The sequence below is a fragment of the Algoriphagus taiwanensis genome (assembly GCF_036245645.1).
Lineage (GTDB): Bacteria > Bacteroidota > Bacteroidia > Cytophagales > Cyclobacteriaceae > Algoriphagus > Algoriphagus taiwanensis.
The window spans coordinates 357,363-370,926 of record NZ_BTPE01000003.1 but is presented as its reverse complement, the minus strand read 5'-3'; the positions used below and the strand labels follow the sequence as shown (position 1 = coordinate 370,926).

Below are 13,564 nucleotides of genomic sequence, written 5' to 3'. Positions count from 1 at the left end.
AATTTTATCTCTAAAATTCAGGTTTAGGTGCTTATTTTTTGAGTGCACTACAATTTCTGTCAATATGGGCTCTATAGGCTGTTTAAACAAGGTAAAGAAATCAGGAAATCGATTGAATGAGCCAAATTTGAGGTTTTGATGAGGTAAAATGAAAGAAATGATGTAGTCCATTTTTTTGGAATGCCCCTATTTTTTCGATAACTAGAAGTATCTTTTGATAGCACGTCTATTCAAGGTTTTTATTTAGTTCTGTTTTTCAAATCCAAGTGCAATGAAACACTTCTATTTAACAGCTCTGGCTTTATTGCTAGCTACCGTTTTTGTTGAAGCTCAAAGCAATCGGGTAAGTGTAGTTCAGAATGACAGTGGAATGAAGCTCCAGGTAAATGGAAAAGATTTCATGGTCAACGGGATGAACTGGGATTATTTTCCGATTGGAACCAATTTCAACTACAGTTTGTGGAAACAGCCCGATGACATCATTATGGCTGCGCTCGATTCCGAAATGCCCTTATTAAAAAATATGGGTGTCAATTCGGTCCGGATTTATACCGGAATTCCTGCCAAGTGGATCAAGTACATCTACGAAAAGTACGGGATTTATACCATGCTCAATCATTCCTTCGGACGATATGGATTGACCATCGACGGGGGCTGGATGGCCAACACAGAATACGCTGATCCAAGGGTAAGAAAGCTGCTTTTAAATGAGGTGGTTCAAATGGTGAAGGAATATCAGGGTACACCCGGTCTCCTACTCTACCTTTTGGGGAATGAGAATAACTATGGATTATTTTGGGAAGGTGCTGAGACTGAAGACATCCCAATCGAAGACCGAGAGTCCACCACGAGAGCTATTGCGATGTACAAGCTATTCAATGAAGCTACGCTGGCTATGAAAAACATTGACACCAGCGTTCCCATCGCTATATGTAATGGAGATTTGTTGTTTTTGGAGATAATCAAAGAAGAATGTAAAGACATTGACATTTTTGGCACCAACATGTATCGTGGCGTTTCATTCGGTGATGCTTTTGAGCGGGTAAAAAATGAGCTCAACAAGCCTATTTTATTTACTGAGTTTGGTGCGGATGCTTTTAATGCTATAGAAAATGCCGAAGATCAGGAGTCTCAGGCCTATTTTATGGTCAACAATTGGAAGGAAATCTATGAAAATGCAGCCGGCTTAGGCAAAGCAGGGAATTCCTTAGGAGGATATACATTTCAGTTTAGTGATGGATGGTGGAAAACAGGCCAAACTGTAGACTTGGATCTTCATAATTCGGAGGCTTCCTGGTCAAATGGAGGTTATTTCCATGATTTTGTCGAGGGCGAAAACAACATGAATGAGGAGTGGTTTGGAATTGCTGCTAAAGGACAAACTACCCCTAGGGGTCTTTATACACTCTATCCAAGAGCTGCTTATTATGCCCTTCAGGAAGCTCATCAGGTAAATCCCTATGAAGCTGGAGTTACTCTAGAGTCCATTCAGAATCATTTTGCTTCCATTGATATGGTTGAATCTGTCTTGAAGGCACGAGGAGACAAAGCCGCTTTGATGGGTGAGCAAGCCGGATTGCTCTCGGTGAGTGAGTTGAGAGCCCAGTTTACTACATTCAATACGGGCGGATACTTAACTACCACTCCCGAAGACCCTGATCCAGACCAAGTGACTTTTCCCAATCAGCAGGGCTTTGATCATATGCAATCCTTTTTTGTGGGTGTGGAAGCCAATCCATCTTCCAATGTGCGCGCAAATGTGGTTTTCAACGTCTTGGGTAATGTAGCCCTGAATCCCATCGATGAGATTTTCTACGAAAACAGAGGTCGTCCGGTGAATATTCAAACCCAAGCAGGAACCCAAGTGGTGGAAGCTTTGGGAAGAGTGGCTGTCTATCAGGCTGAATATACCTGGAAGCACAAGTTGTTTGATCTCAATGGTTTTTACCGTACAGGACATTACCATTGGGGATATGAAGGAGACTTTTTTGGCCTTTATCCTGAAGCTAACTACGGACCCAACATTGATATTTATAATGCCCTCGCTCCCTCAGGAATGGAGATTTCAGGGAAAAAGCAGCTAAAAGGACTAAAACTCGCTTTCGGTAGAGAGCTCTGGTGGGGTGCAAACCCTGCCCTCTTGGTGAAATACCGAAAAGAATTGGGAAAAACGGCAGTCACCGGAATTTTTCATGAGGATTTGGACGATCCTGCAGTCGCAGTGAGCTCTATCGCTATCCCACAACCAAGAACTAGAAGACTGACCTTTCAGACAGAAACCAAGTTTTCCGAAAATTTAAAAGTGGAATTGGGCGGTATTTGGGCCGGTCAGCCTTTGGTAGGCAGAGAATTTCAAATTGTTCGGGGCGAAGAAGGAAATTTTGAAACATTCACCGATCGGATCCGGAGTACTGATCTCTGGGGAGGAAAAGTAAAAGTTTCCTACTCCAGCGGGAGAATCAATTGGTATGCGCAAGCTTCCTCTCAGGGATTGGTCGCAAATGGCGGAGGAGATGCCACACGGACCTTTACCGGCTGGACTCTTAAGGATAGTGGAAGCGGAAACAAGAACAGCATTTTTACCGGAGCCACATACACAGCCGGAAACCTTCAGATCGCACCAAACTTCATGTGGCAAAAGCCCTTGGTGGATCCCATTCCCACCACTGTCGGCGGTCCTGCCAGACCAAGAAACATCCTGGAGGATCCTTTTGTAGTGAGATCAAACAGAGAGACTATAGGAGGAGAACTTCTTTTGACTTTTGACCCAACTCCCGGTACATGGATGTATGAGTGGGACAATGACATGCAGGAAGATGCTCCATTCGCCGCCAGTTTGGGTTTTGTGTACAGGCACTTGCCTACCACCATGGACGCAGCAATTATTTTTCCGGGGACAGGCCGTGTACCTGTGGCAGCTGACGGTGCTCCGCCTGCCTTGGATTTGTGGGAAGTCAATACACGGATAGTTTCCAAGATCAATTCCCGCTTTGGGATTATCGCCAATCTATACGGCGGAAACGGGCAGGCAAATGGTCCCGATCCCAGAACTGTAGAGAGATTCGGTGGGGATGTGAGATTGATCTACAAGGACTTGAAAGTGGCATCTTTCATAAAATTTAATGATTGGGGACCATTTGACTTTCACCGGGATTTCAACTTGACCTTTCCACTGCAGGTCATGACGGATATCTCTACCTCCGTGGGAAAGCAAGAATGGTACATGCTTCCAAATACCACCATGGGTATTCGCTTTACTTGGCGCTCACTTGACCAGTATTCTCCCCGGTACAATCCAGCCCAAACTGTAGATGTGAGCGGAAATATCGTACCAGACCCCAAGGCAATCGGTTTTCCTAACGGAAATGAATGGGAATTGAGGACTTACATCCATATCCATATCGGGAGATAATGATGACTAACAGTTTGAACAGAATGGACATGAAAAATAAATTTATATTCCTTTTTAGTGCCCTATTGATTTTTGGTACAATAGGATGTGTAAGAGAAGAATTTGAAGATCTTCCACTAGCGAGATATAGCAGAACTGCGGATATTTTCACGGATAATTTTGTGGGCCTGGGTACTGATTTCTATTTCCCCTACCAAGGCGCCAAGCCAGATGTATTTTCGGTAGATGAAAATGAACGGTTTAAAGGTACCTCTTCTATAAGAATCGATGTGCCAGATGCTGATGATCCAGGAGGGAATTTTGCCGGCGCCATCTTCCGAATCGATGGAGCGGGAAGAGATTTGCAAGATTACAATGCTTTGACCTTTTATGCCAGATCCAGTCAGGCCGCTACTATTTCTGAGATTGGATTTGGGCAGAATTTTGAAGGGGACACCTATCGGGCGTTCCGAACCAACGTAAAATTCACAACCAACTGGCAGAAGTTCATTATTCCGATTCCTGATCCTTCCAAGCTTTTGGAGGAAAGAGGAGTGTTTCAGTTTGCTGCAGGAGGAATCGGCCCTGAAGGTGAGGAAGTTGGATTTTCTTTTTGGATAGACGAACTGAGATTTGAAAATCTACCTACTCTTGCCCAACCCTTGCCAAGAATCCTAAATGGGGAAAATCAGTCTGTCAATTCCTTTAATGGAGTGACGATCCCGGTGACTGGTACAAGTGTAGTAATGAATGCTGACGGGACGGATATTTCTGTAGTAGCTGCTCCTTCTTATTTCAATTTTAGGTCTTCCAATCCCGCCGTGGCTTCAGTCAATGAATTTGGGGAGGTATCAGTTTTGGCTACAGGTACCAGCACCATAACAGCTTCTCTAGGAGGCACGTCCAGTTCGATCAATGCAACGGGGGCATTAACGGTTATTTCAGAAGGACCATTCATCGGAGCCCCTACTCCACCTGCCAGAAATTCCGGTAATGTGGTATCTATTTTCAGCGATGCCTACACGAATGTCCAGGTGGATAATTACAACGGTTTCTTCCAGTTTGCGACTACTCAGGGAGGACTTACTTCTATTGCAGGAGAGAATATTCTCAGCTACACCAATCTCAATTTTGTGAGTGTCAATATGTTCAATTCTCCGGATGTGGACGCATCGGCGATGACCCATATTCATTTGGATATCAATGTGAGAGAAAATGTAGATCCGGGAGATTTTATCCGACTCCAAATTATCAATAACAACGGTCCGGGCGAGACCTCAGGAGCAGTTAATCTAGGTAACTACAAGCCCCTAATATCTGAGGAGTGGGTTAGTTATGATATTCCTTTGAGAGATTTTACAGGTTTGGGAACACCCAATGATGTGGATTTGATCTTCTTCGTATCAGACGGGACCATTTCCGACATTTTTGTTGACAATATTTATTTCTATAGATGATCAGTCTATGCCTAAAGTAAAACAAGAAAGATCATGAGTAAGACATATAAAACATTAGGTACAATCCTTTTCTTTTCCTTGGGCTTTGTTGGGCTGAGTGCCTGCACTGACAGCAACGAGCTTCCGGACAGGGGCTACACCTTGGTTTGGGCAGATGAATTTGATGGGACTACAGGAGATCCACCAAACCCTGAATTTTGGACCTATGACATAGGTACTGGAACTGACGGATGGGGAAACAATGAACTTCAGTATTACACCGATAGAACTGAAAATATTCATATAGACGGAAAAGGCAACTTGGTCATCAAAGCGATCAACGAACCGTTTGCGGGTAGAAATTATACTTCGGCCCGGATAACGACTAAAGGCCTTAAGGAATTTCGGTTTGGAAGAATTGAAGCGCGAATCAAGACACCATTCGGTCAGGGACTGTGGCCGGCTTTCTGGATGCTGGGATCAAATATTGATGGCGTCGGGTGGCCTCAAACAGGCGAGATTGATATCATGGAGCTCAGAGGACAGCAACCCAGTACAGTTTTGGGTTCCGTTCATGGTCCGGGTTATTCGGCAGGAAATGCAATTACCACAGCCTTCCAGCTCTTTGATGGAAGATTTGACACTGAATTTCATGTCTTTGCGATCGAATGGGGTTCTGATTTCATCGACTTCTTTGTAGATGATCGACTTTATAAACGATTGACTCCGGCAGATATTCCTGCTGGTTCAGAATGGGTTTTTGATAGACATTTTTTCCTTCTATTGAATGTGGCAGTAGGCGGAAATTTTGTGGGTTCTCCTTCTCCAAATACTCGTTTTCCACAAACCATGCTCATCGACTATGTCCGAGTATATCAATAATTTATCACATTAATCCTATATGAAAATGACTAGGAAATTTAGACTCGATCTTTTACTAAGCTTTTTGGTAGTCGGATCATTGCTGTTCACTTTAGGTTGTACGGAAGATGAATTAGTCATCCCTCCTCCCACCGCAGGTTTTACCTATTCCATTGATTCAGAAACCGGTGGTATAGTTACTTTCAACAATACTTCTGACGATGCAGAAACCTTTCAATGGGATTTTGGTGACGGTACATTTTCTACATTAAGTAATCCCCGAAAAATGTATATGGAGAGCGGAACCTACGATGTAAGTCTGGTCGCTACCAATGCGGGAGGTTCTGATGAAGACAAACAGACCATAACCATTGATCTAAAAGTTATCATTATTGATGAGGATCCTCCGGTGATTACTCTCTTGGGGGATTCCTCCATCGAACTTGAAATCGGGGATGAATTTACCGATCCCGGAGCCACTGCTAATGATGAGGTGGACGGAGACGTATCGGCAAATATTGTTGTGACTGGTGAGGTCAATCCTTTACAGCCGGGAGAATATGTCCTAGCTTACAATGTGACTGATGCTGCAGGAAATGTCGCCGAAGAAGTCACCCGTACCGTAAAGGTCAATTATGACCAAGGTGTACTGGTCAATGGTGACTTTGAGGACGGTACATCGGGATGGATAGGAAATGGTCTTGAAGTCAGAGAGGAAGGAGGCAATTCATTCACCTTTACTAACGTGACAACTGCAGGAAATCCTTTTGATGTCAATATCAGTCAGGTATTACCTATCCGAGCCGGAAGTAAATACAGGCTTTCTTTCAATGCGGTCACAGACCAAGCAGATGGTAGAACCATGCTGGCAGGAATTGGCTTGAATGAAGATCCCTGGACCAATGTGACTCAGGAATTTGAGCTTACGAATGAGGTTCAGCGATTCAGTGCTGAGTTTACCGCGAATTTTGACAGTGACAATAGCCGGGTGATTTTTGATATGGGTGCCGATGTGGGTGTCGTCGTTTTGGACAACGTCTCCCTTGAGCTTCTCTCTCAGAGTATCACCGCTCTCCCACTCGACTTTGAGAATGTGGAGTTGCAAACTACCGTATTTAATGGTGCCGCCTTCTCAGTGGTCACTGACCCTAGCAACTCAGGAAATAGTGTTGGAAAAATAACCAACTCTGGGGCAGCATTTGAGGGCATGTTCTTCACGCTCTCTACCCCTGTTAATTTTAATCAGGGAAAAATAATCACCATGCGATTCAATACCCCAACTGCTGGTGTGCCTGTATTGATGAAGTTTGAGAGTGGCTCAGCCGATCCTGTGGAAGTGGTCGCAGAAGCTGCTGCCTCTGGCTGGCAAGAGCTTACTTTTGATTTTGGTGATGCATCAGGTATATATTCTCAGCTGACACTTTTCGTGGATGGTCCTGGGACTACGGCAGGTGATTTCTACATCGATGATATTGCTCAGTCCGATGGTGGTGGTTCTGGTGGTGGATCCGGATGTGAAGGTCCTGCAGTGGCAGCAGTTGACTTCCCGGTCACTTTCGAATCCTGCGAATCCTTTATCAGCACCTTCTTTGGGGAAGGAAGCTTGACGACAGAACTGGCCCCTAACCCATCCAAAACTGGAATAAATACTTCTGAAAATTCACTCAAAGTGGTGAAATCAGCAGGAACTAATCGATGGGCTGGCTTCCAGAATGCTTTTGCTGAAAACTTCAATACCAATCAGACGCTCAAGCTTAAAGTTTACTCTTCCAAAGCAGATGTCGTGATGAGATTTGAACTGAACAGCGAACCTCAGGCGCCAGGTTCTGGCAATCCTCCGCCTCAGTTCCGAACTGTCGCTCAAGCCAATACTTGGGTGGAACTTGAAGTGGTCTTCACAGACATTCCAGGCTCAAATACCGGTTTGAATCAATTGGTTATCAAGCCGGATAATCCGGATGGCACGGACGGAACGCTCACCAGTTCTACCGAAACCTACTACTTTGATGATATCCGTTGGGAAGGTAGTGATGGTCCAGGCGGTACCGGAGAGGCGTTTTTCATCGATGAGTTTAATTCTGAAAATGCAGTCGAAAAATGGGCTCGACTGGCAAATGCTGAAAACAACCCCAATGCTACTTTAGCATACAGTGCAGACGGTGGTGTCGGAGGTTCTGGGGCCATTCTCCTTACCTTGAATGACCCGGCTGGTGGGGCTTACATTTTTAGATACACCAATGCGACGGTTGATTATGAAGGCAATGCCAATATCCGAGTGAGTTACGATGCTAAAGTGGTTACTCCTGTGACTGGTTCTGCTTTGCATATGCAAACTCAGGTGCCAAATCCAGGAGGAGGAGTGATTACCACCAATACCTTTGATACCCAGAATGCTATCAATAACACCACCTTCACAACTATCACCCAGGACATTGATGCAATCGATCCTGCAGGCACTTTATTTATCCTTGATTTCAATTTCGCCACTGGCGGAGGCGGCGCAGGTGCAGTTTTGATCGATAATGTGCGGATAGAAAAAAGATAAAAAAGAAAACTTAAGCAATTTCACTGGCGAACCGGATTGAAAAGTCCGGTTCGCTTCTCATAAAATTCAATTCACGCCCAAATTATGCAACAAGGCAAAAGTATGCAGGATCCTAACCAACAGGATTTACTTGAGTCAGTCACCATCGGTTCCGAGCAATTTCTCAAAATCTCTAATTGTGATCGGATTCCTCCCTTTTTCATGAGTATCATCAGCCCGTCCAACCATTGGCTTTTTATCGGAAGCAATGGAGGAATCAGTGCTGGAAGAAAAGATCCTGAAAATGCCCTTTTTCCTTACTACACAGACGACAAAATCATTGAGTCGTCTGAAATAACAGGTTCTAAAACAATCATAAGATTAGAGAAAGAAGGAAAAGTTCATGTTTGGGAGCCTTTTTCCATTCATTTTGCCAATCAGTACCGATTGAAGAGAAACCTGTTCAAGAACATTTATGGAAACAAGATCCTATTCGAAGAAGAGAATCTTGATCTCCAACTCTGTTTTCAATATCAGTGGTCCAGCAGTGAGCAATTTGGGTTTGTAAAGACCAGTCGCTTAATCAATACCTCAGGACAATCCCTCCGGCTTTCTTTATTGGACGGGATACAAAACATCATGCCGTATGGTGTGGGTAGTGCTCTGCAAAATATGCGAAGCAACTTGGTGGATGCCTACAAGAGAAACGAGCTGGATGCCGAAAGCGGGATTGGGATATTTGCTTTGAGTGCGATAATCGTAGACAAAGCCGAGCCCAGTGAAGCCCTAAAAGCCAGCATTGCTTGGTCTTTGGGACTGGAAAAAGCGACCCGACTCCTCTCCTCTTCCCAGTTGGATGGATTCAGAAAAGGGGGAAGTCTTCAGGAGGAAACAGACGTCAAAGCCAAAAAGGGAGCCTATTTTGTGTCGGCGGACTTGGAGCTGAAGGCTGGAGAAAGCAAGGACTGGATGATTGTAGCTGACATCAATCAGAATGTCTCCCAAATCCGAGCCTTGGCGCAAGCCATAAAAAATGACTCCGATTTGATTTCAAAAGTCAAAAACGATGTGGAGTTAGGCACCAAGGAATTGATTAAGCTGAATGGTGCAGCGGATGCATTTCAGCTTACAGCCGATTCACTTAAGGACACACGCCACTTTGCCAACTCCATGTTTAACATCATGCGGGGTGGAATTTTTGACAACAATTACCTGATTGAAAAAGCAGATCTCAAAGGCAATATCCTAAATGCCAACAAGGAGGTATTTTCCCGTCATCAAAGCAGTTTGGAGGCATTGCCAGAGCAGTTTTCAGTGACTGCCTTGAAGAATCTTGCTGAAGAATCCAATGACTTGGACTTTAAGCGTCTTTGCTTGGAGTATTTACCCTTGAAATTCAGCCGCAGACACGGAGATCCAAGTAGACCTTGGAATCATTTTTCCATCAATACCAAAAATGAATCTGATGGCTCCAAAGTCTTGGACTATGCCGGAAACTGGAGAGATATTTTCCAGAACTGGGAGGCCTTAGCCCTCTCCTATCCTGAGTTCATTGAAGGCATGATCTTGAAGTTCTTAAATGCCTCTACCTTTGATGGTTATAATCCTTATCGCATCACCAAAAACGGGATAGATTGGGAACGAATCGAAGCCGATGATCCTTGGTCCTACATCGGATATTGGGGAGATCATCAGATCATCTATCTCTTGAAATTCCTTGAGTTTGCGGAGAATTATTCCCCAGGAAGCTTGGCTACTTATTTCGGAGAGGACCTCTTTGTCTACGCCAATGTTCCTTACAAAATCAAACCTTATGAGGACATTCTGAAAAACCCCAAGGACACCATTGATTTCGATCATCATCTGGATCAGCAGATCCAAAAGCGATGGTCAAGCTTGGGTGCAGATGCAGCTTTGATCCAAAATCAAAAAGGAGCAATACATCAGGTGAACTTTTTGGAGAAAATCATGGCCTCTGTGCTGGCTAAGCTATCCAATTTCATCCCTGAAGGGGGTATCTGGATGAATACCCAAAGACCGGAGTGGAACGATGCAAACAATGCACTGGTCGGAAATGGAGTTTCCATGGTGACCTTGTACTATTTGAGACGATTTTTGAGCTTTTTCGCAGAAATACTTCCAAATAGCCCCAGCAAAGAGGTTCAGATTTCAGCCGAACTCTTGGAGTTTTTCCACGAAACCGCCCAAGCACTCCAATCTCACAGCACATTGCTTTCTGGTCAGTTTACTGACAAGGACAGAAAAACAGTGCTAGATGAGTTGGGAATGGCTGCCAGTCGATACCGGACTAAAATCTATCAGAACTCATTCAGCAGTGAGAAAAAGAAGCTTGTCATTCAGGAATTGATTGATTTTTCAGCTTTGGCCAATAGCTATTTGGAGCATACCATCGTGGCAAACAAGCGGGAAGATCAACTCTATCATGCATACAACCTGATGACGATAGAAAATGAGGAGGAAGTTTCCATTTCCTATCTTCCTGAAATGCTTGAGGGACAGGTGGCGGCCTTGAGTTCAGGCTTTTTGAGCTCAGAACAGGTGCTTCAGACTTTGGATGCCCTAAGAGCTAGTAAACTTTACCGAGAAGATCAGAACAGCTATCTCCTGTATCCCAATAAAGAATTACCGGGATTTTTGGAGAAAAACAACATTCCAAAAGCTGAGGTCAACCAATCTTCACTTTTGTCCAAGCTGATTGAAAAAGGCGACAAAAGCATAGTGGAGATGGATGTGGACGGGCAATATCACTTCAATGGAGCCTTCAAAAATGCTTCAGACTTGGCTAAAGCCATGGAAAGCTTGGATTCCAAAACCTATCCAGTTACAGCACAAACCAAGAAAGAAGCCCTTCAGATTTTTGAAAAAGTGTTCAATCACAAAGCCTTTACCGGACGCTCGGGTACTTTCTACGGCTATGAGGGACTGGGGTCAATTTATTGGCACATGGTCTCCAAACTTCAGTTGGCTGTATGGGAATGTTGTGAAAAAGCCTATGCCGAAAACGCTTCCCAAGAGATTCTAAACGGACTCATTAACCACTATTATGAAATCAATGAAGGCATCGGAGTGCACAAATCGCCAAGCGTTTATGGTGCTTTCTCTACAGACCCCTATTCGCACACCCCGGCTGGAAAAGGTGCTCAGCAGCCTGGAATGACAGGACAGGTCAAGGAAGATATCATTTCCAGATTTGGGGAACTGGGCGTACATATCCAAGATGGAAAGCTTGTATTTCAACCCTTTATGCTCAAGAGATCTGAGTTTTTAACCGAGAGTCAAGTTTTCAAATACGTGGATGTACATGGGCAAATGGCTGAATTTCCGGTCTCAGAAAATTCTCTTTGCTTCACCTTCTGCCAAGTTCCGGTAGTCTATGAATTAGCCGGGAAAAATGGAATCGAAGTCATTTCTGTGAACGGAGTAAAAACCGCATTTGAAAACACACTGACCCTGGATAAGGAGACGAGTGGGAAAATTTTTACCCGCACCGGAGAGATTCAAAGAGTGAATGTTTTCCTCAATCAGGACTCAATCAAGTAACCGACTCATAAAAATCGGATTATGGCAAAGAAATTCAATCTGGATCCTGAAGTAGAGGAAAAAATCGAGAAGCTGATTTCCCAGATGACTCTGGAAGAAAAAATCGGTCAGATGTCCCAGGTCCGGCATTTTGACGATATCACTCCTGATAACATCAAAGGAAAATTTATCGGCTCGGTAATTCATACGCAAGGTCCCGTGCCCGGAAAAACAGCTGAAGAATGGCAGGCCAAGTTTACTGAATTGCAAAAGCAGGCACTTTCCACCCGGTTGGGAATTCCGCTCATCTTCGGAGTGGATGCTGTGCATGGACAGAATACCTTTGAGGGTGCGACCATCTTCCCACACAATATCGGTTTGGGAGCTGCAGGGAGTACTGATTTGGTCACAAAAGCCGCTGCAATCACAGCTATTGAATCCAAGGCCACGGGTTTCAATTGGGTTTTTTCACCCTGTGTTGCTATTCCAATGAATGAAAAATGGGGTCGGGTTTACGAGGCTTTTTCCGAAAGCACCGAACTCACCGCCGAACTGACTCAGGCTTCGGTAATAGGCCATCAGGAGAAAATCGGAAATATGGGTGTAATGGCTACTGCCAAGCACTTTATCGGCGATGGAGCTACTGATTTTGGAGTTGAAGGTGGAAATACTTCCTTGAGTCGGGAAGAAGTGTTGGAGCGTCTACTCCCACCCTATCAAGCTGCCGTGGATGCCGGAGTTGCTTCGATTATGGCCTCCTTCAATACCCTAGATGGGCTTCCCATGCATGCCCACAAGGCTATGATTACTGATTTACTCAAAGTTCAGTTGGGGTTTGAAGGCATAGTCGTTTCGGACTGGAAGGCCTATTCCCGCTTTGGTCAAAATGACATCATCAATGCCGGTATCGACATGGTGATGGCGGTAGATGGAGACTTGGACGGTTTTCAAGAAGGGGTTAAAAATGGTGTTTTGGATGGAAGCATTGCCGAAGAGCGAATCAATGATGCTGTCAGAAGGATTTTGAAGCAAAAATTCCGCTTTGGTCTTTTCGAAAATCCTTACCCTGACAAAAGCCTAATCAATGTAATTGGGATTTCTGAACATCGGTCAGTTGCTCGGCAGGCAGTACGGGAATCTTTGGTTCTTTTGAAAAATGAAAATCAGGCACTACCACTCAAACGAACCTCCAAGATAGTCGTGGTGGGCAAGTTTGCCGATAATTCTGGCCTTCAATCCGGTGGCTGGACAGTCAACTGGCAAGGGACTACTGAAAATTATCAGGGAGCAACCACCATTTTGCAGGGCATCAAAAAGTTTGCGCTCAACGATGTGAAATATGATCCCGATGGAACCGCAGAGATAGAAGGTGTGGACACGGCGGTCATCGTGGTGGGAGAAAATCCATACGCAGAGTTTTTTGGAGATATCGGAGGAGAAATGAATCTATTTCAACTCACACTCACCGAAGAGCATCAGCAATTGATCCAAACCTATTCTCAAAAAGGAATCAAAACTGTGGTGGTTCTTATTTCCGGAAGGCCTTTGGTAGTAACTCCACAAATCGAGCAGAGCGACGCCTTTGTAGCGGCTTGGTTGCCTGGTTCGGAAGGAGATGGAATAGCCGAAGTGCTATTTGGATTCTTTGATTTCAAAGGAAAATTGCCTCATTCCTGGCCAAAATCAACGGAAGATTACCAAGGAAAATTTGGTCCGAATCATTGGGATAATTCAATAGAATGGCTCTACCCTATCGGATTTGGATTGACTTATAAACCAGAAAATCAAAACCAATAGTCAATCTTTCTAGAC

At 44.4% G+C, this 13,564-nt stretch carries 6 protein-coding genes; all 6 read left to right on the top strand.

All coding sequences use genetic code 11. The annotated features are described in order from the left end of the window. Positions 1-271 precede the first annotated feature (271 nt). The 6 genes from AAA938_RS05925 (at position 272) to AAA938_RS05900 (ending at position 13,549) form a co-directional block, all read left to right on the top strand. Positions 272-3,412 carry a glycoside hydrolase family 2 TIM barrel-domain containing protein gene (locus AAA938_RS05925; protein WP_338227721.1) on the top strand — a complete coding sequence of 1,047 codons (3,141 nt, stop codon included), beginning with the start codon at positions 272-274 and terminating at the stop codon, positions 3,410-3,412. A 29-nt stretch (positions 3,413-3,441) separates the two neighbouring features. Beyond that, positions 3,442-4,848, top strand: a complete 1,407-nt coding sequence (locus tag AAA938_RS05920; RefSeq protein ID WP_338227720.1) for an Ig-like domain-containing protein — start codon at positions 3,442-3,444, stop codon at positions 4,846-4,848. Positions 4,849-4,881: 33 nt separating this feature from the next. Then, the gene (locus AAA938_RS05915; protein ID WP_338227719.1) at positions 4,882-5,709 is read left to right on the top strand and encodes a glycoside hydrolase family 16 protein; all 828 of its coding nucleotides are present in this window, start codon (positions 4,882-4,884) and stop codon (positions 5,707-5,709) included. Positions 5,710-5,734: 25 nt separating this feature from the next. After that, entirely contained in the window at positions 5,735-8,233 is a 2,499-nt protein-coding gene (locus AAA938_RS05910) for an immunoglobulin-like domain-containing protein (protein WP_338227718.1), read from the top strand. Between the two features lie 84 nt (positions 8,234-8,317). Continuing rightward, positions 8,318-11,773, top strand: a complete 3,456-nt coding sequence (locus tag AAA938_RS05905) for a hypothetical protein (RefSeq protein WP_338227717.1) — start codon at positions 8,318-8,320, stop codon at positions 11,771-11,773. A 21-nt stretch (positions 11,774-11,794) separates the two neighbouring features. Beyond that, complete coding sequence (locus AAA938_RS05900; RefSeq protein ID WP_338227716.1) at positions 11,795-13,549, top strand: glycoside hydrolase family 3 protein; 1,755 nt, start codon at positions 11,795-11,797, stop codon at positions 13,547-13,549. Positions 13,550-13,564 lie beyond the last annotated feature (15 nt).